General features: G+C 65.9%; 18 protein-coding genes. 7 read left to right on the top strand and 11 right to left on the bottom strand.

The genetic code is table 11. The features are described from left to right. The 5 genes from pheA to Q8P38_01800 form a co-directional block, all read right to left on the bottom strand. A partial coding sequence (gene pheA / locus Q8P38_01820) for a prephenate dehydratase (protein ID MDP4013350.1) occupies nucleotides 1–900 on the bottom strand: 900 nt, incomplete at its 3' end. Further along, the gene (locus tag Q8P38_01815) at nucleotides 893–1,324 is read right to left on the bottom strand and encodes a DUF4446 family protein (GenBank protein MDP4013349.1); all 432 of its coding nucleotides are present in this window, start codon (nucleotides 1,322–1,324) and stop codon (nucleotides 893–895) included. The genes pheA and Q8P38_01815, both read right to left, overlap by 8 nt. Nucleotides 1,325–1,574: 250 nt before the next feature. Beyond that, nucleotides 1,575–2,399 (bottom strand): glycerophosphodiester phosphodiesterase family protein, encoded by an 825-nt coding sequence (locus tag Q8P38_01810; protein ID MDP4013348.1) that lies wholly within the window; start codon nucleotides 2,397–2,399, stop codon nucleotides 1,575–1,577. 37 nt (nucleotides 2,400–2,436) lie between these two features. Beyond that, complete coding sequence (locus Q8P38_01805) at nucleotides 2,437–3,816, bottom strand: FAD-binding oxidoreductase (GenBank protein ID MDP4013347.1); 1,380 nt, start codon at nucleotides 3,814–3,816, stop codon at nucleotides 2,437–2,439. 5 nt (nucleotides 3,817–3,821) lie between these two features. Continuing rightward, nucleotides 3,822–4,634: a carbon-nitrogen family hydrolase gene (locus Q8P38_01800; GenBank protein MDP4013346.1), complete on the bottom strand. Its 813-nt coding sequence runs from the start codon at nucleotides 4,632–4,634 to the stop codon at nucleotides 3,822–3,824. Nucleotides 4,635–4,767: 133 nt separating this feature from the next. On the opposite strand from Q8P38_01800, the gene Q8P38_01795 reads away from it, so the two are divergent. Continuing rightward, on the top strand, nucleotides 4,768–5,703 hold the full coding sequence (locus tag Q8P38_01795) for a PIG-L family deacetylase (protein ID MDP4013345.1): 936 nt from the start codon (nucleotides 4,768–4,770) through the stop codon (nucleotides 5,701–5,703). A gap of 20 nt (nucleotides 5,704–5,723) precedes the next feature. On the opposite strand, the gene Q8P38_01790 is transcribed toward Q8P38_01795, so the two are convergent. After that, the gene (locus tag Q8P38_01790; protein ID MDP4013344.1) at nucleotides 5,724–6,308 is read right to left on the bottom strand and encodes a methyltransferase domain-containing protein; all 585 of its coding nucleotides are present in this window, start codon (nucleotides 6,306–6,308) and stop codon (nucleotides 5,724–5,726) included. 163 nt (nucleotides 6,309–6,471) lie between these two features. Here Q8P38_01790 and galE point away from each other — a divergent pair, with 163 nt between their 5' ends. From galE to Q8P38_01775, 3 genes are read left to right on the top strand one after another with little or no spacing between them, the layout of a single operon-like run. Next, nucleotides 6,472–7,422 carry a UDP-glucose 4-epimerase GalE gene (gene galE / locus Q8P38_01785; protein MDP4013343.1) on the top strand — a complete coding sequence of 317 codons (951 nt, stop codon included), beginning with the start codon at nucleotides 6,472–6,474 and terminating at the stop codon, nucleotides 7,420–7,422. Continuing rightward, nucleotides 7,419–9,215, top strand: coding sequence for a TIGR03767 family metallophosphoesterase (locus tag Q8P38_01780; GenBank protein ID MDP4013342.1), 1,797 nt, complete (start codon nucleotides 7,419–7,421; stop codon nucleotides 9,213–9,215). Before galE ends, Q8P38_01780 begins: the two co-directional genes overlap by 4 nt. Beyond that, on the top strand, nucleotides 9,212–9,583 hold the full coding sequence (locus Q8P38_01775) for a hypothetical protein (protein ID MDP4013341.1): 372 nt from the start codon (nucleotides 9,212–9,214) through the stop codon (nucleotides 9,581–9,583). The genes Q8P38_01780 and Q8P38_01775 overlap by 4 nt, the downstream gene beginning before the upstream one ends. A 148-nt stretch (nucleotides 9,584–9,731) precedes the next feature. Here the strand turns inward: Q8P38_01775 and cydC are convergent, their stop codons facing one another. Both cydC and cydD read right to left on the bottom strand, forming a co-directional pair. Then, the gene (gene cydC, locus Q8P38_01770; protein MDP4013340.1) at nucleotides 9,732–11,462 is read right to left on the bottom strand and encodes a thiol reductant ABC exporter subunit CydC; all 1,731 of its coding nucleotides are present in this window, start codon (nucleotides 11,460–11,462) and stop codon (nucleotides 9,732–9,734) included. Next, complete coding sequence (cydD, locus tag Q8P38_01765; GenBank protein MDP4013339.1) at nucleotides 11,459–13,237, bottom strand: thiol reductant ABC exporter subunit CydD; 1,779 nt, start codon at nucleotides 13,235–13,237, stop codon at nucleotides 11,459–11,461. Before cydD ends, cydC begins: the two co-directional genes overlap by 4 nt. Before the next feature lie 366 nt (nucleotides 13,238–13,603). Between cydD and Q8P38_01760 the strand changes: the two genes are divergently transcribed. Further along, nucleotides 13,604–14,542, top strand: a complete 939-nt coding sequence (locus Q8P38_01760) for a hypothetical protein (GenBank protein MDP4013338.1) — start codon at nucleotides 13,604–13,606, stop codon at nucleotides 14,540–14,542. Nucleotides 14,543–14,874: 332 nt separating this feature from the next. Here Q8P38_01760 and Q8P38_01755 read toward each other — a convergent pair whose 3' ends face one another. Next, a complete protein-coding gene (locus Q8P38_01755; GenBank protein ID MDP4013337.1) occupies nucleotides 14,875–15,306 on the bottom strand; it encodes a hypothetical protein in 432 nt (143 codons plus the stop codon). Nucleotides 15,307–15,415: 109 nt separating this feature from the next. Between Q8P38_01755 and ppk2 the strand changes: the two genes are divergently transcribed. Next, nucleotides 15,416–16,273: a polyphosphate kinase 2 gene (gene ppk2, locus Q8P38_01750; GenBank protein ID MDP4013336.1), complete on the top strand. Its 858-nt coding sequence runs from the start codon at nucleotides 15,416–15,418 to the stop codon at nucleotides 16,271–16,273. A gap of 15 nt (nucleotides 16,274–16,288) precedes the next feature. Here ppk2 and lhgO read toward each other — a convergent pair whose 3' ends face one another. Next, the gene (lhgO, locus tag Q8P38_01745) at nucleotides 16,289–17,494 is read right to left on the bottom strand and encodes an L-2-hydroxyglutarate oxidase (GenBank protein MDP4013335.1); all 1,206 of its coding nucleotides are present in this window, start codon (nucleotides 17,492–17,494) and stop codon (nucleotides 16,289–16,291) included. 52 nt (nucleotides 17,495–17,546) lie between these two features. Beyond that, nucleotides 17,547–19,253: a DUF4012 domain-containing protein gene (locus tag Q8P38_01740; GenBank protein MDP4013334.1), complete on the bottom strand. Its 1,707-nt coding sequence runs from the start codon at nucleotides 19,251–19,253 to the stop codon at nucleotides 17,547–17,549. Nucleotides 19,254–19,418: 165 nt separating this feature from the next. Between Q8P38_01740 and Q8P38_01735 the strand changes: the two genes are divergently transcribed. Continuing rightward, on the top strand, nucleotides 19,419–20,785 hold a 1,367-nt coding region (locus tag Q8P38_01735; GenBank protein MDP4013333.1), incomplete at its 3' end, for a polysaccharide biosynthesis tyrosine autokinase.

The raw sequence follows: 20,785 nt of genomic DNA, 5'->3' as shown, positions 1-20,785 counted from the left end.
GTGTGCCGCGGCGAAATCCTCATCTGACACGCCTTCGCGCAAGTGAGGCTCCTTGCCATCGTGGCGCGGGTAGGACCCAAGGAACCGGACGTCGGCACAGACTCGGCGCAACCCCATCAGCGCTTCGCCGACGCGCGCGTCAGCGACATGGCCCTCAAGGTCGACCGAGAAGCAGTAGTCGCCCAGAGCTCGCCGGGTCGGCCTCGACTCGATTCGTGTCAGGTTGATTCCCCGGGCCGCGAACTCGGTGAGGATCTCAAGCAGCGCACCCGCGCGGTTAGCCGTGATGTAGAGAACCAGGCTGGTCTTGTCCGCTCCCGTGCGTGCGGGGATCGCGCCCGGTCGGGCGACAGCCACGAAGCGCGTGGAGGCTTCGTCGTTGTCCGCGATGCCATCGACGATGACCTCCAAGCCGTACAGCTCGGCTGCCAGATGCTGGGCGATAGCGACTTGATACCCCGCAGCGCCTCCGCTGAGGGCCTCGGCCGCGGCGGCGGTGGATGTTGTGGGGACTACTTGTGCGTGCGGGAGGTTGTCGTGAAGCCAGCGGCGGCATTGCGCAGCGGCGTGCGGGTGCGTTCCGACCGAAGCGATCTGCGGCAGTTCGATTGGCTGCGCGGCCAGCAGCGCGAACCGCACGGGTATCGCGATCTCGTTGATGATCTCCAACGGTTCGCCGGATGCGAGTTCATCCAATGTCCCCGACACTGATCCTTCGACCGAGTTCTCGATCGGGACCAGGGCGACGTCGGCGTCGCCCGACCTGATGGCGTTCAGAGCGGCGGTCACCGACGGCACAGGCCTGGCTGGCATGCTCGACAGCTCTGGGAGTGCCAGCAGCGCCGCCTCGGCGAAGGTGCCGCGCGGGCCTAGGAACACCACGGTGCCGATCTCAGGCATGACCTGATCCCCGCATCGCGTCACGAACTGCCTCCTGCTCCTCGGGTGACAGCTTGGAGACCGCACCACTTCCGGAAGTCGGGACCTGCTTGAGATAGGTCCGAGTTTCTGAGCGCCCATGGATGCCGGTAATCACGATCCCCTTGCCGGCGTCGTCGAGCAGCGCGGCGGAGTAGGACAGCTGACCACCGAGGTCATCGAACGCGTCGTACCGGACAACCGCGAGTCGACTCAAGCCGACAGATTCCGGCGCCGCGCTGGACGCGAGCACTGTGCCGCCCGACGGAGCTGAGTCAACGTCCCGTTGCAGCGGGCCGTCCGATGACCGACCGGCTCTGGCCGCCACAACGTCAACTCGCCGCAGCGCGACGAGCGCGGCGACGAGCGCGATGATCGCTACGACTAGCGTCAGGGCTGCCCACACCCGATCAGGGTATCCGCTTTGCTGCCCGATCCAGTGCGATCGAACTCGGGCAACTTCTCTGCTTCAACACTCAACCAACGCCGTGTCGGGAGTTGCGGTGGTAACCACCCTGGCCTAGGCTGAGACTTGTTCGAGCGCTGCTGCATCCCCCGTCGGTAGCGCTCGAACACTTATTTTCTGGGGTCTTTTCGACCCGCCCGTCCCCGTGCCGAGTCCTCACGGGGTCGGAACCTGCGGCGGGAAGTCAGTGTCACGCCGATGTCAGCCATTGGCGAACATCGTGCGGCCGGTTGGTGATGACCGCGTCGACTCCAAGCTTCGCGCAGAGCAGGGCGTCGGCCTCGATGTCAACCGTCCAAACGTGGACCTTGTGCCCGGCATCATGCCAGCGGGCAACCAGATCCGGGTCCTTGGCGATGATCTCGATCGAGGGCCCAGCGATGCTCGCGGAGTTGGGCAACCATCCAGACTTGGAGCGTAAGGGGGCACGTTCCATCAGGAATACAGTCGGGATCCCGGGAGCGAACACCCGGATGCGGCGCAGCGCGATGGCGGCGAAGGACATGACCCAGACACGCCAGTGGGCGCCCGGTGCGGCCTGGTCCAAGCCGAAACGCTGAAGGGTCTGCGCCAGGGTCTGCTCGGTGAATCCACCGAAACGGGTCGGATGCTTGGTCTCAATGGCGATGTCCACCTGGCGGTCAGCGCCCAGGACGAACTCCAACAGCCGATCGAGAGTGAGGATCCGGCGTGTCTGCTCGTCGTAGTCCGGCGCGTCGGCCGCGTCCAGCCAGGCGTGGTCCTGCGGCGAGCTGGCCCCGAAGTCGCGCTCGCGTAGTTCATACAGCGTCTTGTTGGACACTCGGCCACGTCCATCGCTGGTCCTGTCGATCCGGCTGTCATGCACGCACACCAGATGCCCGTCAGCCGTCATCCGGACGTCACACTCGACCGTGTCCGCGCCCAGGTCTATGGCGCGCTGGTACGCGGTCAGGGTGTGCTCGGCAGCGACAGCGCTAGCTCCCCGATGCGCCACGATCCGCGGGATCACTTCGGAAGCGGATTCGGGCGACACGCGGCCAGGATTCCAGGACCTGGACCGGAACCGGCGCTCATTCGCGCGGTGGGTCCGCGATCACGACCCCGGGGTTGAGCAGGCCGACAGGATCAAGCGCGTTCTTGATCTTCGTCATCGTCTGGATCTCCGCTGCGCTTCGGCTCAGGGGAAGGTACTTGGTTTTGGCCCTGCCCAGGCCGTGTTCGGCCGAGATCGACCCGCCCGAGGCCGCTACCAGGGTCAGCACTGTCTCGGAAAGCCCGTCTGCCTTCGGGTCCGCGCTAACAACCTCTAGGTGCAAGTTCCTGTCGGCCAGGTGTCCGAACACACCCACAGCCAAGATGTCAGCGCGTTCTGCCAACGCCAGGCGGACCGCGCGCAGGGTCTCGTCCATGGCGGCGACAGGAAGTGACACGTCGAACTTGTGTACCGGACCCAAGGTCGCCCAGGACTCGGTCTGGCCTTCGCGCAGCCGCCAGAGGCGGGCACGGTCATTGGCGTCGACCGCCACGACCGCGTCTAGGGCAGATAGGGCGTCCGGGTCGAATCCCTGTCCGGCTCCACCGTCCTGGACCTCGAGCATGATCACGTAGCCGGATTCAGGCGCAAGCGCCGCTCGGCCCAGCAGGTCGCCCGCCAATCGCCAACCGGCGTGATCGACCACTTCCGCGGCCAGCAGCCGGAACCCTGGCCTGAGGACGGCTCGCAGCGATTCGTCGGCGCTGCCCAGGTCTGGGGTCAGACCAACGGCGAGGGTCGATGAACCCGGAGGCGGCCAGAGGCGCATTCGGACCCGCGTGATCACGGCCAGCGTGCCTTCGCTGCCGCACAGAAGCGCGGACAGGTCGTACCCGGTGTTGTTCTTGACCAGGCCGCCAAGGTCGGTCAGCACTGTTCCGTCGGCCAGGACCGCTTCGACTCCGAGCAGCTGCGCTCTTGTCATGCCATAGGCGCAGACCCGGACGCCTCCCGCGTTGGTGGCGACAGTCCCGCCGATGGTCGCTGAGTCCCGAGCGGCGAGGTCGACTCCGTAGTAGAGGCCGGCCTTGGCCGCCGCGTGCTGGACTTCGGCGAGGGTGACGCCGGCTCCGGCGACGATCTGGTCTGAATCAACTTCGATCCCGGTCAGGCGCCGGGTCGACAGGATCACTGGCTGGATCCGGTCGGCTTCCCCAGGAACGCTGCCGCCGACGAGCCCGGTGTTGCCGCCTTGGGGGATAACCGGCCAGCTGTGGCGAAGGCAAGCGCGCAGGACCGCGGCGACCTGCTCGGTGTTGGCGGGGCGGATGTACGCCTGGGCGGGCCCGCCGAAGCAGCCGGTCCAGTCGATCAGGGCGGCGGATGGGATGTCGTCGCCGGTCAGGACGTGTTCGCTGCCCAACGCGTCGCGCAGCTCTACGAGCAGCGGCTCGACAGGTCCCTGGCTCGTGTGCACGCGAATCACTCGGCCGAGGCCGGAATCCATGGCGGGCCGGTCATGCGCCGGTCAGCGAGCACGGGGAACTCAGCGCGCGATCGGGCGACTTGGGTCAGGTCGACGTCAACGCTGAGCCTTTCCTCGTCGCTGTCGGCCATTGCCAGGACTTCGCCGCAGGGTCCCACGACCAGGGAGCGGCCGCCCAGCGAGACCCCGCCGCTGATTCCCGCCGCGTTGCACGCGAAGACGAAGGCCTGGTTTTCGATGGCTCGCGCCCTGGCCAGCAGCTCCCAGGTTTCGATGCGGGCGGTCGGCCATCCCGCCGGTATCAGGAAGGTTCCCGCCCCAAGGTTGAGCAACTCCCTGTAGAGCTCGGGGAAACGAAGGTCGTAGCACGTAGATAGCCCTGTTCGCCCCAAAGGTGTGCCTGTCACGACGACCTGACCTCCGCCGGTCATGATGGCCGCTTCCCCGGCGTCGAAACCGAACAGGTGGATCTTGCGGTAAGTGGCGCGCAGTTGGCCGTCGGGAGCGAACAGTAGGCTCGTGTTGTGGAGTGCGTCGTCGACGATCTCGGGGATCGACCCCGCGTGCAGCCACAGGCCGGCGGCTTTGGCGGCTTGGCCCAGGGACGTAGCCAGCTGTCCATTCAGCGGCTCGGCCGCGGCTGTGACCGTGTCGGGATCGGCGAAGGCGCCGACGCTCCACATCTCCGGCAGCATCACCAGATCCGCGCGGTCGCGTTCGGCCTCGATCAATCGCAGGACTCTGGATACCCTGCGGGATGTCGGCTCATCTTCGCTAGTCCGGAGCTGCAGCAGTGTCACGCGGACCATCCGTCCAGGCTAGTGCGCCGCCCGGTTGTAGTCCCGACAGCCAACACGGCCGACCGCCTGCACGCTAATCGCTTGCCGCCGGGTTACCTTCGGGAGAGCCCGAGGGGGATGGGGGCAAGGATCTGGAGGGACCATGGCGAAGCTGATCGAAACCCCGCGGCGGGTTGACGCCGTCCCGGAGCTGCGCGTCGTCCGGCATCGGCCGCGTCGCGTGGTCCGGCGCCTGGCCCTGGTGGTCGCCGTGATGCTCGTCGCCGGTTTGGTCGCGGGCGCGCTAGCTAGGTCGATGCTGAATGAGTCAGAGACCCCGGAGATCGCGAGCCTGGTCGGTTCCACGGCCGCTCCACGCCTGCTGGCGATCTTCGCCGAGCCAGGGGATGAGCTCGCGGCCGCCGGGACGCTGGCTCAGCTCGACAGCTCCGGTGTGCGCACGGCAGCGGTGTACCTGACCGACGGCGGTGCTCCAGCCCAAGGCGCGGACAGTGATGAGGCTCAGTCACGCCCGGCGAAGCTTCCGCCGGAAGTGGCCAGCGCCATCGGTTTGGATCAAGTGGACTCGTTGGGGTACGAAGCGGCCACGATCGCTGACCAGGATCCGGCGGTCATCGGCAAGAAGGTCGCTGACATCATCGCTGCCTTCGCGCCTTCGACCGTCCTGACTCTGCCCGCCGCGGTCGACGCGAACTCGCGTGAGGCTCACGCCGTGACGGGTTCCATCGCCCTGAACGCTGTGACTCAGTCAGGGGGCGGCAAGGCTGGCCCGGTGACCCAGATCTGGACCGCGACACTGCCCGAGCAGCGCATCGGTACTTGGTTGCCCATGCCGGGGGCATTCAGCGACTACGCCGCCGAGAACGAGAACGTCCTTCCAGAGCCGACTGCGGCGGTGTCGATCTCGGGGTTCGCGGGTCAGATTCACTCAGCGGCGTCGGTCTACGACGAGTCGATGATGGACGAGACGCAGCCGTGGCTCGGCATGCTGCCGGCCCCGGTTGGCCCGCAGGTCTACTACCGAGTGCTGGACCGCGAGTACTTCAGCGAGACGTTCGTCGGCACTCCCGCGGGCTAGGTGGTCGACCCGCCCTCGCTTCACTGAAGGCGAGTTTGGTGCTTCCCTAATCTCGCCGGTGATGCGTAAGCGGTGAGGGTCGGCGACAACACAGATCCTTTGATCCGTGATCCGGGGGGAAGAAGAGATTTCAGATCTCCTGGGCTCAGTAGGCGCGTGACGGATGGCGTGCTCCAGGCTGGCGACATGTGCCGGAACATGGTCATTGTGTGAGACTCGATCGGGAAGAGCCGATTGGGCGTAGTGATTATCCAGGCCCGTCCCACGCGGGAATGCTCTGAGACGTACTTCGCCTGTTCGGCTTGCCGTCCTACATGCTCAATCACCGCGTTGGAGTAGACGAGATCGAATTCGTCGTCTCGAAACGGGAGGGCAAGGGCGTCGCACTGCTGGTACTCGGACCACGTGTCATCGATCTGATGAAGGCCAGATGCCACAACGTAGGCGCCGCTGTCCGCGATCACTCGCTCCACGTGGTTCTCGGTTGCATAGTGCCCGGCGGCCTGTGCCACACCCACTAGGAGCACGGACCGCAGATCGTGCCGCCGGATGAAATCGAGCGCGAAGCGAGCTTTCCGTGCACGGTTCCAACGACTGAAGGACATCCTCAGCGGCTGTAGGGCAGACACGCACACCCCTCGTTTGACGCCAGCAGGACTGCCGCAAGCCTAGCTCCAAAGCAATCGCGTGATCCAAGGACTCGGTGCTGGCCAGGTGGTGCGCCGCTTTCGGCCCCCGGCTACGCCCGGGTCCACTACGTTCAGTTGAATGAAATGGCTGCTCACGGGAGGCGCGGGCTACATCGGTTCCCATGTCTCGCGCTCGCTCCTGGCATCAGGCCGCGAAGTCGTCGTGCTGGATGATCTATCGACCGGTCTGGCCGAGCGGGTGCCGGATGGCGTCGCGCTCGAACAAGGCTCGGTGTGTGACGGGTCATTCGTCACATCCGTCATGCGGCGCCACGGCATCGACGGCGTCATCCACCTGGCCGCCAAGAAGGCGGTGGAGGAGTCGGTGGCCAAGCCGCTGTGGTACTTCAGGGAGAACGTCGGCGGGATCTTGACGGTTCTGGAATCCATGGTCGAGACGGGCGCATCGAGGATCGTCTACTCCTCATCCGCCGCGGTCTACGGTCACGCGGAAGTCATGCCCGTCACGGAGGATAGCCCGACCGTTCCGATCTCGCCGTATGGAGAGACGAAGATCATCGGGGAATGGGCTGTAGCGGACGCTGCCCAGGCCAGCGGACTGTCGTGGGTGGCTCTTCGGTACTTCAACGTCGCCGGCGCTGGATCACCTGACCTCGGCGACACGAGCGTGGCCAACTTGATCCCCATACTGTTGCGGAACGCCGCCGGGGGAGCCCCCGCCAACGTATTCGGTTCGGACTACCCAACGCCGGACGGCACCTGCGTGCGCGACTACATCCACGTGTCGGACCTGGCGGAGGCTCACGTCGCCGCCGCTGCTCTGATGGAGGAGGGATCCGTACGCGAGATCGTCAACGTCGGCACGGGGCGTGGCTCCAGCGTCCTGGAAGTCATCGACTCTGTGAACCGGGCGCTGGGCCGCCAGATTCCGGTCGAGATTGCCGAACGCCGACCCGGAGACCCCCCAGCGCTGGTAGCGTCCGCCGCAAAGGCCCGCGAAGTCCTTCGCTGGAAGGCGATCCGGGAACTGGATGAGATGACATCTTCGGCTCTGGAGGCAGTGACATGACTCAGACCAATGGCCTTTCGCGCAGGCAATTCATGGCGACAACGGCCGCGCTCGCGGGAGTGTGGATGCTGCCCAAGGACTTCCTTGGCCAGGTACTGGCCGCGCCGCAGCTACCCTCGGAAGCCCCGACGACTCTGCAGCAGACGATCAGGCTTGGGTCGGTGCTGAAGAACAAGTTCCGCGTCACGGCCGCCGGTCCCGGGGAGGCCTACATTCCGCGTCTGGACCTGATCGGCAAGGCCCCGGCCGCTGCGAGGCTGAAGCAGCGCCGCTCGTTGTTGTACTTGGGTCACCTGAGCGACAACCACATCATCGACGCTCAGTCCCCAGGGCGGCTGGAGCCACTGGTAGCTCTGACGGCGACATTCGTTGACGCCACGCGCCCGCACGACACGATGACAGTCCAGGTGCTGTCGGCGATGGTGACGTCACTGGTCGACGCGATGGAGAGCCCGCTGACGGGCGCCCCGATGGCCGCTGTGTTCAACACGGGCGACAACGCGGACTCGATGTCGGCGCTGGAGCTGCGCTGGAGCATCAACACGCTGGACGGTGTGGCGGTAACTCCGAACAGCGGGGCGCCGGGTGTCTATGAGGGCATCCAGGTTTGGCCTGAGTCGACGTACGCGTACCAGCCAGGCAACCCTGGAGCTGACGAATACGGAACCTACGGGTTCCCGCAGCTGGACGGTGTTCTAGATGCCGCCGTCAGCCAGAACGTGGAGTCCCCGGGGCTGCCCGTCCCGTGGTACTCGGTGTACGGCAACCACGACTCGTTGTTCATGGGCAACATCAACCCCGGTGAGATGATGAGGCAGTGGGCCACGGGCGAAAGCAAGGCGGCGACCTGGTCGGGCAGCGGGTTCAACATGCTGAACGGCTGGGAGGCCAGCACGAGCGCGTTGCAGCGCCTGGTCGATCAGGTGCAGTACCAGCTGGGACTTCGTCCTGGAACCCGAAAGGTGACTCCTGACGCGAAGCGGTCCATGCTCGAACAGGGTCAGTTCATGCGGGAGCACATGAACACGACGCCTCTGCCCGGGCCTGTCGGGCATGGCTTCACATCTGAGAACCTCAAGAACGGCGAAACCTGGTGGAAGACCGACGTCGGGCCGTTCTTCCGCGTGTTCGGCCTGGACTCCTGCAGCCAGGTAGCTGGCGCCAACGGTGCGATCCCGGAGGCCCAGTTCAACTGGTTGAAGTCAGAACTGGCCAAGGCGACGGCGGAGAAGAAGCTGTGTCTGATCAACAGCCACCACAACTCGCTGAGCCTGGACAACGATGCTGAGCCGACACTGGCCGCCGGTCAGCGGCTTGTCCACGCCGAGGAGTTCGTGGAGATGCTGTTGGGGTTCCCGCACATGATCGCGTGGTTCAACGGCCACTCGCACCGGAACATGATCATCCCCCACGCGAAGTCCGGCGCGGGTTTTTGGGAGATTGCGGCGGCGTCGTGCGTGGACTATCCGCAGCAGCAACAGTTGCTGGAAATCGTGGACAACCGCGATGGGACTCTCTCCATCTTCACTACCGTCATCAACCATTCGTCACCGCCGGTATGGACCGAGGGCGACTACTCCCAGACCGGGCTTGCTTCCCTGAGCCGGCAGCTGGCGGGCAACAGTTGGATGTTCGAGCCGTGGACGCTCGTCGGGTCGCCCCTGGACCGCAATACCGAGCTGCTGATGCCCGCGCCGTTCGACATGAGCCAGATCACCGACGCACAGCTTGAGAAGTCCCATGTGGCTCAAAGAGCGCGCCTAGCCGCCTACCGGAAGGGGAAGCCAGCATGATGAACGGGATCGGGAAGCGCGGGACCGGGGTGCTCGCGGCTGGCGCGCTGGCGGTTGTGCTGGCTGGATGCTCCACGGTTGGGGGCCTCCTTGCCCCGGGCGAGGCGGGGGACGCCGTCGTGGCGGCGGCAGTCGGTGACATCCTGCTCAAGAACGACGTGGCCATTCTGAGCGGTCCGGTTTGCAAGCCCGGAGAGGTGAAGAAGTCGCTGAAGTGCACTGGCCAGACCATGGACAAGAAGCCGATAGCAGCGGAGGCGACCGGGACCAAAGAGGGCGCCAACTTGAAGGTGACGGTCGGCGATAAGACCCTCTACGACGGTCCGCTCGTGGAACTCCTCCAGAAGGCTATGCAAGGGAAGCCGTAAAGCTCGCGAGTCCGCCATTGCCCGCTGTCTGGGCCCGGCCCCGGCCCCGGCCCCGGCCCTGCCCCCGGCCCCGGCGCCGAAGCGCCCGTTCCCAACAAACGCGCATGTTTGGGTACAGACGCGCCCGTTTCAACGGGAGTTTCTGCGCCTAACGAGTGTTTCTGTCGTTAGCGGCCGCTAAGTCGGGAGGGGGGAGGCGCACGACGTGGTCGCACGAAGCGACATCGGCCTCGCGGTGGGAGATGACCAGCAGCGCTCGCCGCGAGCATCGGCGCCTTAGAGTCTCGATCACAAGCTCGGCGCTGTCCGCGTCCAAGTATTCGGTCGGCTCGTCAACTACGACAACGGGTTGCTCGGAAACCAGCACCCTGGCCAGGCCGATGCGTTGGCGCTGCCCCGCCGAGACCGATCTGCCGAACCTGCCGACATCGGTGCCCAAGCCATTCGGGAGAGACTCCAGCCATGGCCCGAGCCCGAGCTCGTCCAGAATCTCGCTGATCTCCTCGTCAGTCGCTGATCGCCTAGCCAGTCGCACGTTCTCCGCGATCGTGGTGTCGAACAAGTGGCAGTCCTGCGGCGCCACACCCACGATTCGGCGCACGTCATCGCCGGACAGCGTCCTGATGTCCCGGCCGTCGAAGTCGATGTGCCCCTGGCTCGGCGCGAACCGGGCGATGGCGGCCGCGACAGTGGACTTGCCCGATCCGCTCGGTCCCACGAGGGCCGTGCTGCTGCCGGACTCCAGGGTGAGGTTCACGCCTTCGACGACCCAGCGGTCGGATTCCCAGCCCGCGCTCAGGCCGTCCACACAGAGCCGCCCCGGTGCGAGCGTGTCCGGAAGGTCGCACGGCTGGACCGGATCGGGAACCGGATCATCGGCGTCGACGATCTCTACGATCCGCTCAGCGGAGGTTCGGACGCGGGCCAGACACAAGATCGCGCTCGGAAGCGCCTGGACAGCTTCATAGGCAGCCAGAGGTACGAAAACGACGAGGGCCAAGCTGACACCGTCCAGGGCTCCCGTCGTCACGGCTTGAGTTCCCAGGATCAAGGCCGCGACGACGGCGCCCCCCTGGGCGAGCGCTCCGATCGCGGCCGAGAGCGCGTTGGACTTCGCGCCACGGGCCGCGACCGTGGTCAACTCCGCGTCGACCGCGCGGATCCGCTCCAGCATCCGGTCCGGTTCGCCTAGCGCGATGAACTCGGCGGCGCCATCGAGCATGGTCACGGTGTCCGCGGTCAGGGCACCGACGGCCGGCGCCGCCATGCGCTGTGAGCGGTTCGCCGAGCGGAGGCTCAGCGCCGGTACCAGAACGCCCCCGACCAACAGGGCTACGGCCAGCGCCACGGCGGCCGCAGGGACAAAGAGGGCGACGAGTAGCACCGACGCGCTGCCGACCATGACAGCGACCAGGTATGGCAGGAGCACTCTCAGGTACAGGTCGAGCATCGAGTCCACGTCAGCGACCAAGCGACTGAGCAGATCCCCGCCGCGCCACAAGCGGGCCCCGGCCGGAGCGAGTGTCGACAGCCGGTCGAACATCGCCAAGCGCAGGTCGGTCAGCGAACGGAACGCGGCGTCGTGGCCGAACAGCCGTTCGGCATAGCGGAAGACTCCTCGGCCGATCCCGAACGCGCGGACGGCGACGATAGCCACTCCGAGCTCGAGGATGGGCGGATGTAGCGCCGCCTTGGAGATCAAGAACGCGCTGGCGGCGAGCAGTCCGACCGATGAGCCAATGGCCAGGGCACCGAGGAGTGCCGCCAGCAGCAGCCGCCAGCCGACGGGTCTGGCCGCTGAGACAACCCGGAGAAGCGCAGGTCGCCGGTCCCCAGGAATCAGCGTCGGAGCCCTCGGAGGCGTCGCTGTGTCTGTCACGGCCTCACCGCCAGATCGGGGGAAGGGACCCGCATCGATCGTGCTGTCGCGTCCGCCGCAGCGTCGGCCTCACCATCGAAGCGCGGGGCGGTCAGCCGGATCACCGAATCGGCCAGCTCGACAAGGGCGGGTCGGTGGGCGACGACGACGACGGTCCGACCCTGCGAGCGCAGTCGCTCGATGATGCGAACGACGCACAACTCCGTGTTAGCGTCCAGCGCGGCTGAAGGTTCATCGAGCAGCACCAGCGCGGCGTCCCTGAGCAGCACTCGCGCGAGGGCGACCCGGCGGCGCTGGCCGACGGACAGCCCGGCTCCTCGCTCGCCGATCACGGTGGTCAGCAGCTCGCGGGCCTGTTCCCTGTCCTTCGCCAGACCGCAGGCGATGACGGCATCGGCCGCGTCGGCGTCAGATGCGTCCGGGCTGCCGAGCCGTACGTTCTCGGCCACTGTCCCCGCCACGAAGGTCGGCTCCTGGGGCAGCCATGCGATCTGATCCAGCCACCGGCGCGAACCTGGGGCGCTCGTTGGGGCAGATCGCGCACGGGCTTCAGTCGCGTCGGCGTCGCTCGCGGCAGCGGCAGAATCGACCGTCACCGATCCGCAGTCCGGCTTGACGAACCCCAGTAGCACGGCGAGCAGCGTGGACTTGCCGGCCCCCGACGGCCCCGCAACGGCCGTTACTTCGCGAGCCCGGATTCGGGCGTTCAGCCCTTCGATCGCCGGGACCGCGCGGCCAGGTCGTGTCACCTTCAGGCCAGCGATGAGCAGGTCCTGTCCGGCCAAGACCGGTACTCGCCCCAGCGCATCGGGAGCCACGATGGGCTCGTCGAGGATGTCGAGCATCTTCGTGGCGGCGGCCATTCCTTCAGAAGCCGCGTGGAAATGCGTGCCCACCAGACGCAGCGGCAGGTAGACCTCCGGCACCAGGATGAGCACGACGAGACCGGTGAACAGGTCCATTGAGCCGCCGACCAGCCGCAGGCCGATGGAGACCGCGACCAGGGCGATGCTGAGCGTGGCCACGAGTTCGAGGACTAGCGAACTGATGAAGGCGACCCGGAGCACGCGCATCGTGGCGCGGCGGTACCGGTCACCGATGCCCCGCAACGTGACCGCCTGAGCTCGAGCGCGGCCGAACGCCTTCAGCGTCGGCAGCCCGGCTACGACATCCAGGAAATGCCCCGCCAAGATCCCCAGAGCTCGCCATTGGCGTTGCTGGAGTCTTCCCGTGAAGCGCCCGATCAAGATCATGAACACCGGGATCAGCGGGACGGTCAGGGCGACCAGCATTGCCGCGAGCGGGTCCTGGGTGAATATCGCGACGCCGATTGCGACCGGAACGATCACCGAGAGCACGAGTTGAGGCAGGTAGCGGGCGAAGTACGAGTCAAGGGCGTCGATCCCTCTGGTGGTGAGTTGGGAGACTTGCGCGGGGTCATGCGACTGGATCGCGCCGGGGCCTAGCGTCATCAGGCGCGTCAGCACGGCCATGCGCAGCTGGCTCTTCGCCTTGGCGGAGGCGCGGAAGGCGACCCGCTCACCGGCGTATGCCAGGCCCGCCCGGGCAACGACCACGACCGCGAGGAGTTGGACGTCAGTCCAGATGCCGCCGAGATCCGCGCCTCCCAGAAACACGGCCACGATCGCGTCAGCGAGTAACCAGGCCTGGCCGATGACCAGGATCGCCGTGCCGGAGCCGAGAACGACCGATGTGACCAGAAACGCGCGCGTGGCACGCGCCTGTTGAATGAGCCGGGGATCGATTGGCCTCATCCCGAGATCACCTGGTTCCCATCGGACAACCCTAAGGTCTGCCGACATTTCGGCCGCCCACGCCTCGGTGCCCACGCCCCTGGGGCTCAAGAAACGGCCGTTCCCGCCCCTGGGACGCAGGAAGCGGCCGTTTCCGACAAACGCGACCGTTACAGGAAGAAACTCCCGTTGGAACGGGCGCGTCTGTACCCTAAAGGTCGCGTTTGTTCGGAGCGGCCGTTATCGCAAGAAGCGCGTGTTGACCACCGCTCGCTGGTCCGGTTGTACGCCCAAGCGGCACGGCACTCCACAGGCGGCCTGGAGCCAGACTTGTCCACCGCCAGAATCTCGGCCCCCGTGATCGGCTCGGGAGTTCGATGATGAGGCATGATCACATCGCCGGAGGAACTCGCTCGACTCGCCGAGAGCAACCACGACGTCATTCTGACGCGCGAGATCGTCAAGCTCGGGGTCACCAAGCGCGATCTCCGCGAAGCCCAGCTGATGCTGCATCGCATCCGGCGTGGGGCCTACTGCCTCGTACCGCCCGCCACGCGTGAGGCAGCGCACCTCCTCGCTTGCCGTGCGGCGTTGCGATCATCCAACGCACCGTTGGCCCTGAGCCACGTCAGCGCGGCTGTCGCGTGGAGACTTCCGCAGTTCGATACTCCTTTCGACCGTATCCATCTCTCGCGCGTAGGAGATCTGCGTCAGTCAGCCAAGCGTGCGGCGGACCTACACATCCACCACAGACTCGTCGGACCTGAAGAGCTGGCCGAATTCGACGGAATCGCGTTGACATCACCAAGCCGCACTGTGGTGGATTGCGCCACGCAACTGCCCGTCGAATCCGCCGTAGTCATCGGTGACGCGGCTTTGAACAGAGGGCTGTGCACGATGGAGGAACTCCAGGCTCGGCTGAGCGATTCTGTGAGGTGCAAGGGGGCTGCTCACGCGCGGCGGGTTCTGGAGCTGCTCGATGCTCGGTGCGAGAGCCCCGGGGAGTCCCGCTTGCGGCTCCAAATCCAATGCCTCGGCTACGCCGTGGAGAGCCAGGTGGAAGTAGTCCACGACGGATCATTCGTGGCCCGAGCTGACTTCAGGATCTCAGGGACGCGGGTCCTCGTGGAGTTCGATGGTCGAACGAAGTACGCGTCCGACCCGGAGAAGGCTCACTGGGAGGAGAAGAAGCGCCACGACCGAATCGTCAGTGCCGGTTACGAGGTCGTCAGGGTCGTCTGGTCCGATCTGACTCGTGCCCAGTATCTTGACCGCCTCATTCGCGAGGCGGTGCGCCGGTCCAGGATTCGAGGATCTGCGGCCTAGGTATCTGCCGCCTGAGTTGAGCCCGACGTGGATGCCGCTGCTTGGAGGCACGAGTCTCGGCGCGGCGTATCCGACGCTAGCCTGTCTCCGCACCCGCTCCCTCCGCACCTGCTCCCCCCGCAGAAGCGGCCGTTCCGCACAAAGGCGAATGTTTGGGTACAGACGCGCCCGTTACAACGCCCGTTTCCTTCCGCAACGGTCGCGTTTGTCGGAAAGGGCCGCTTCTGTCGGGGGGCGGGGGCAGAGGGGCAGGGGCGGGAGAAGCAACAACCCCCGCGACCGGCTAAGCGGTGGCGGGGGTTGCCCTCAGCTGTGGAGGTTGGCCAGCTAGGTCAGCACTTGTTCGTGATCAGGGTGCTGTTCTGGAAGACGACCCATTTCCCGTTCTTCGACATTACCTGAGCCGTTATGCGCCAGATGCCTTTCTTCATGTTCCGCTTCTTCTTGCCCTTGATGACCTTCCTGAGCATCCCCGCAGAGTTGGCCTTCTTCCTCTTCAGGTAGCGCAGCTTGTACTTGTAGTAGGGCACTTGTCTCCCGTCGCAGAACGCGATCCGATTGTAGCGGACTCGGACCTTCCGGCCCTGCCTCACGTTCGAGACGAGGATCTTGATCTTCTGGTACTTCTTGTAGGACGTCTTGTTCGTACTGATGATCGGGTCATTGATCGGATACGCCTGCGCTGGGGCGACGATCGCGCCACTGGCGACGAGCGCCCCAGCAGCTACTAGAACGGCTGATTTCCTGATGCTGAAACTAGTCATGTGGGCGAACCTAGCACTCCCGGAGGGCCTTGCCCACCCAGGGGGCGAGAAATGTCGAACGAGTTTTCTCGCCCGCCATCCGGGGCGATCCGTCACTACGCTCTAACCCGTGAGCAAGAACAATGAGTCAGGCAAGCCCAAGGTGAAGAAGACTCGCCGAATGCCGAAGGGTATCTACGAGGCCGAGCTGTTCCGGCTCCAGGCCGAGGCCGTGGAGATGCAGGAGTGGGTCCGACAGTCTGGGGCCCGCCTGGTCATCCTGTTCGAGGGACGGGACGCCGCCGGTAAGGGCGGAACGATCAAGCGCATGGATCAGTACCTAAACCCGCGCGTCGCGAAGGTCGTGGCGCTCCCGGCGCCGACCGAGCGCGAGAAGACGCAGTGGTACTTCCAGCGCTACGTCCCGCATCTGCCCGCCGCGGGGGAGATCGTGATGTTCGACCGGTCCTGGTACAACCGGGCCGGTGTCGAGCACGTGATGGGCTTCTGCACCCCGGAGGAGTACCGGCGATTCCTGCGGCAAGCGCCGATCTTCGAGCGGATGCTCGCCGACGACGGGATCCTGCTGCGCAAGTACTGGTTCAGCGTCTCGGACGGCGAGCAGGAGGCCAGGTTCACGTCCAGGTTGGAAGATCCGATGCGGCGCTGGAAGTTGTCTCCCATGGACCTGGAGTCGATCACGCGCTGGGAGGACTACTCGCGCGCCAAGGACGACATGCTCATCCACACTGACCTGGACAGCGCGCCCTGGTACGTGGTCGAGAGCGACGACAAGCGCGCGGCGAGGATCAACATGATCGCCCACCTGCTCTCGACGATTCCGTATGACACCGTCGCGCCGCCAAAGCTGAAGCTGCCGAAGCGGCCGCCGTCATCCGGCTACCGACGCCCCCCGAAGGACACCCAGAGGTACGTCCCGAATCACGCCGAAGACGTGGAGAACGCCAAGGTGAAGTGCACCTGGTAGAGGCGACTTACAGACCTATAGAACCGCCCGGTCGCGCATGTCGGCCACCACGTGTTGAGCGACGGCCAGCGAGCTGGTCCACGCGGGGGATACGGCGTTGAGCACATGCGTCGAAGACTCGTCGCCGCGCAGGACGAAGTCTGACTCCAGCGACCCAGTGCGCAGGTGAACCAGTTGCGCCCGGATCCCAGGGCGGCCCCTGCGCCGGAAGTCGCGGGGCCGGACGGAGGGGACGAGTTTCGAGGCGCCCGCCGCGAGCACTCTGCCTGAGTACTTGCGCAGTTCCGATCTAGTCAGGCCCCAAGCGTCGTTCTCGCCGTTGCGCAGAAAGCGGGACAGCCCGCGCAAAGTCGCCGGAACTTCCGACGGGCGAAGCCCTTGCAGCAGGCCGTAGTTCTCGCGGGATAGCGCCGGGATCGCCGTCGGGCCGATCTTCACCCCGCCGTCAACGGTGACCGTGACATGCACGCCCAGGAACGGATTGCGCAGGTCCGGGACAGGGTAGACGTGACGACGCAGCCGTCCCGCTGGCCAGTTGCCGTACCGGTACACGCCCTTGAAAGGAAGCACGGCGTAGTCGTCGCACATCCCGAACCACCGCGCGACCTGATCGCATTGCAGTCCGGCGCAGTTGACAATGTGCCCGACGCTGATCGCGTCCGCAGCGGTCTGGACCCGCCCCGGGCGCGCGGCCACGACAGCGGTGCCCAGATGGAGTTCGCCGCCCATGTGCCGGAAGTCCGCGGCCATGGCCTCGACGACAGCCACGGGGTCGGCCACGGCGGTAGTGGGCGACCACAGTGCCCGCTGCGTCGTGCGAGCCAGCGGTTCCAGCTCCCGAAGTCCGGCTTCGTCTACCGGCTCCAGCTCCACTCCGTTGGCCCGCGCCCGCCGCAGTAAGACATCCAACGTGTCCAGCTCAGCTTCGTCCTTGGCGACGACGACCTTCCCGCATTCGCGGACCGTGACGTTCATCTCGGCGCAGAACTCGCGCAGGAGTTGATTGCCGCGCCGGGTGAGCCGGGCTTTGAGGGAGTCGGCGGCGTAGTAGAAGCCAGCGTGGAGGACGCCGGAGTTCCGCCCGGACGCGTGCGTCGCGATCCGGGGCTCCTTGTCGAACACCGCCACCCGCGAACCTGGGTGGTCCAGCAGGATCTGCCGAGCGACAGCCAGACCAACGATCCCTCCCCCGATGACGGCTACGTCGGCCGAGGAGGTCACTGCGGTAACCCAAAGCCCGGCGGCCGGGTCGCGATTGCAGCTCCCCGCAAGATCAGCCGCACCCTGTCGTTGTCGCCGAGACAGTCTGCGGAATAGGCATTGCCTGAGCAAGGACCGTGGGAGTAGTGCCGGGCGAGGTCGGCTCAGTGAACGTCAGGACGAGTTCGCGGGTCTGGCCGCGTTTCAGCACGATGTCGTAACCACCCCAGACCGGGTGACCGCGCTCGAAGCCCTGGCGCACGAACTGACGCTTACCGTCCAGTCGGGCTTCCCCGTACTCCGCCCCGACCGGGCCGTAGACGCTGACACTCAGACCGGTGCGTCCGGGAATCCCACTTGGCAGGGAGCCTTCGGGGTCGGCATACGGTGCAAGTTTCGCCGGCGCATTGTTCGTCAAAGTGACACGGACGGTCGAGGTGCCCGCTCCGCAGGATGCCGCTTCGTACCGGACGGATGACTGGATGAACGCGTCAAGCTTCGATGCCGACGAGTCGTTCATCGACACCGATGTCCACGGACCCTTGGATTCGGGCACGATCGACGCCACAGGCCACTGCTGCAAAGTCTCCTGAACCGAGGCGTTCGAGCTCCACGCCAGCAGTCGGCCCTCCTGGACCGGCTGGGAGAGCGCGCTAACCATGCTCGGTAGATCCAGCGGCCCTGCCAGCACCTTGTCCAGCACGGCCGTCATGAGCTCGACAACAGCCGCGTCCTTCTCTTTGACATCCGGGAAGCGGACATATACGTCCGCGTTGAAGAAGCGCTCGGCGTTGCTGGAGTCGATCGTCACCCCGGCCGCGGTAACCGGACCTGTCCCGGCCAGCAGCGCCGCGACGACATGCGCGTCCATCGCCAGCACGTTGTCGATCGGGTCGCCTCGCACGGCCATGCCATTGCGCGTCAGCTCACCGGTGTAGGGGAAGTGCCTGGACAGGTTGTAGGTCCGCCAGTCCGATGTGTACCTCTTGGTCCAAAGTTCTATGAACTCCGCGGGCATCCCCTTGGTCGGGATCTTCGTCTTGAGGCTGTTGTTGGTGTCGACTTGCCCTATCGAAATCTGGCCGTCGTCAGCCCGCAGGAGGGCGTAGGCGCCCAGGAACCCGCCCGTCCCCCTGGCTTCGGATCCGTTCTGCAGGAGAATCGCCCATCTGCTCGGTCCATCGGCGCCGAGCAGGCTGGGGAGGATGTCGGTGACTTGCGCTGCGGTCTTAAGCCCCCCCGACAGATCCGCGAGTTCGTCTTGTGCCTTCTGCACCGCTGGCCCCACTGGGCCGAGCGATCCCGGATCGGCCTGTCGCACGCGGTCCTCAGCGGTTGCGACGGCGGCGGAGAGTTCCGCGAGAGCGGGCGAGGCGTCGCGGATCGCGTCGACGTTAGCGCGCCCGTCCTGGTACAGCTGATCCGGCGCCAGCGCGGGCAACACGGCGTCAAGGCCAGTGGTCGCCCCGGCTACGTCGGCGCTCGCGTCAGCCAGATCCCGCAGGCTGGAAACTGTCGGCCCGATCAGCGGAACGACCGACAGCGCACTCATCATCGGACGGTTCGCGGCGGCCTGCATGTCGAGCGCGGACGAGCGCAGGGTCGGCAACTCCGCCGCCAGGGCCGTGGTGTCCTGATCCGATGCCAGATCCCGCATACGCGTCAGGTTGGTCTGCAGGGCCTGAGTCGACCGTGCGGCGCTGATTGCCTCGTACCCGGCCCATGCCATCAGGGCCACCAGGACAGCGACTCCGCCGAGAACCCACCACTTACGACGCATGGCCCGAGGATAGCCGCAACGCGTGGCGCGTGCGGTTCGCGGTCGGGCTCCCCCGGACGAGCGTTGGCTGCCGATGGTTAGGATGGCGCAATTGTCGATCGCTCGAGCGGGGCCTAGGGTAGACAGGGCCCGCAGCGAAGCGTTTCTTGAGCACATAGAGGTGACATGGAGTTTCATGCCGTATTGGCCGCGATTCGGCAGCGCTGGTACTTCCCGGTGGCCGCTACGGTGCTTTTCGCCATCGTCGCGCAGGTTTGGCTCATGGCTCAGGTGCCCATCTTCCAGGCATCGGCGCAGGTGTTCGTCTCTAGCTCGGAGTTCGCGTCGAAGGAAGGCGGCGGCATCTACCAGAGTGCCGCCTTCGCGCAGAACAGGATGGCCAGCTACGCGCTACTTGTCGACAGCCCGCAGGTTCTCGATCCCGTAACGGAGCAGTTGGGCCTTCCAAAGGGGTCGCTGGCTGGGCAGGTGACCGCTACCAATCCCCTAGAAACGGTGCTTCTGACAGTCACTGCCACCAACACTTCTGGCGAGCAAGCCGCGAAGATCGCCAACGCCGCCGCGGTCCAGCTGTCCTCCTCCATCCAGAAACTGGAGACACCAAGCAGCGCGTCCAGGACGCCGATCAAAGTCACCGTCACAGATCCCGCGACGGTCCCGGCGAGCCCGGTCTCGCCGAAGAAGCAGCTCACACTGGTACTGGCCATCTGGTTCGGCCTTGGTATTGGGTGCGGACTGGCGGTGCTGCTGGAGTTCTTGGACACGTCTATCAAGCGAGTCGATGATCTCGCGACTGCCGCGGAGGGCTCCACCGTCCTCGGCGTGATCTTGTTCGATGAGACGGCCGCGGATAACCCACTAGTCGCGCTCAATCAGCACTCAGTGCGAGGCGAGGCGTTCAAGTCCGTACGCACGAACCTGCAATACGTGGACGTGGACTCGCCGCCACGGGCGATTGCCGTGACTTCCGCTCTGCCAGCCGAGGGGAAGACCACGACAGCCTGCAACTTGGCGATTTCGATGGCTCAGGCTGGGCTTCGGGTGTGCTTAGTTGAGGCTGACTTCCGTCGACCGAGGATCGCCGAGTACCTGGGGGTTGACTCCTCCGTCGGATTGACCGACGTGCTGGTCGGAAGAGCCGAGCTGTCCGACGTGCTACTCCCCTGGAACCGGTACCTGCTGACCGTCCTGCCGAGTGGGCCGGTCCCCCCGAACCCGTCGGAGCTTCTCGCATCCCAGCACATGAGAAGCACCCTGGCGGTCCTTCGGGATGACTTCGACATGGTGATCCTGGACAGCGCGCCGCTGCTGCCTGTGGCGGACGGTGCGATCGCTTCTGCCGCGGCGGACGGAACCCTGTTGGTGGTCCGCCACGGCAAGACCACCAGGGATCAGCTGGCGAAGGCCCTGGACGCGTTGTCGCAGGTCGATGCCCGGCTGGTTGGCACGGTCTTGAACTTCGCTCCGGCGAAGCGGAGCCGCGGGTACGGGTACGGGTACGGGTACGGGTACGGGTACGGGTACGGGTACGG

This window comes from Candidatus Nanopelagicales bacterium, from assembly GCA_030700225.1.
Taxonomy (GTDB): domain Bacteria; phylum Actinomycetota; class Actinomycetes; order S36-B12.
This window is presented reverse-complemented; position numbering and strand designations above follow the sequence as displayed.

Excerpts from the sequence above, each read along its gene's own strand:
- Q8P38_01775 (MDP4013341.1), top strand. The coding sequence starts at position 9,212 with ATGATGAACGGGATCGGGAAGCGCGGGACCGGGGTGCTCGCGGCTGGC.
- Q8P38_01760 (MDP4013338.1), top strand. The coding sequence starts at position 13,604 with ATGATCACATCGCCGGAGGAACTCGCTCGACTCGCCGAGAGCAACCAC.
- Q8P38_01780 (MDP4013342.1), top strand. The coding sequence starts at position 7,419 with ATGACTCAGACCAATGGCCTTTCGCGCAGGCAATTCATGGCGACAACG.
- Q8P38_01740 (MDP4013334.1), bottom strand. The coding sequence starts at position 19,253 with ATGCGTCGTAAGTGGTGGGTTCTCGGCGGAGTCGCTGTCCTGGTGGCC.
- Q8P38_01790 (MDP4013344.1), bottom strand. The coding sequence starts at position 6,308 with ATGTCCTTCAGTCGTTGGAACCGTGCACGGAAAGCTCGCTTCGCGCTC.
- galE (MDP4013343.1), top strand. The coding sequence starts at position 6,472 with ATGAAATGGCTGCTCACGGGAGGCGCGGGCTACATCGGTTCCCATGTC.
- Q8P38_01795 (MDP4013345.1), top strand. The coding sequence starts at position 4,768 with ATGGCGAAGCTGATCGAAACCCCGCGGCGGGTTGACGCCGTCCCGGAG.
- Q8P38_01755 (MDP4013337.1), bottom strand. The coding sequence starts at position 15,306 with ATGACTAGTTTCAGCATCAGGAAATCAGCCGTTCTAGTAGCTGCTGGG.
- cydD (MDP4013339.1), bottom strand. The coding sequence starts at position 13,237 with ATGAGGCCAATCGATCCCCGGCTCATTCAACAGGCGCGTGCCACGCGC.
- Q8P38_01800 (MDP4013346.1), bottom strand. The coding sequence starts at position 4,634 with ATGGTCCGCGTGACACTGCTGCAGCTCCGGACTAGCGAAGATGAGCCG.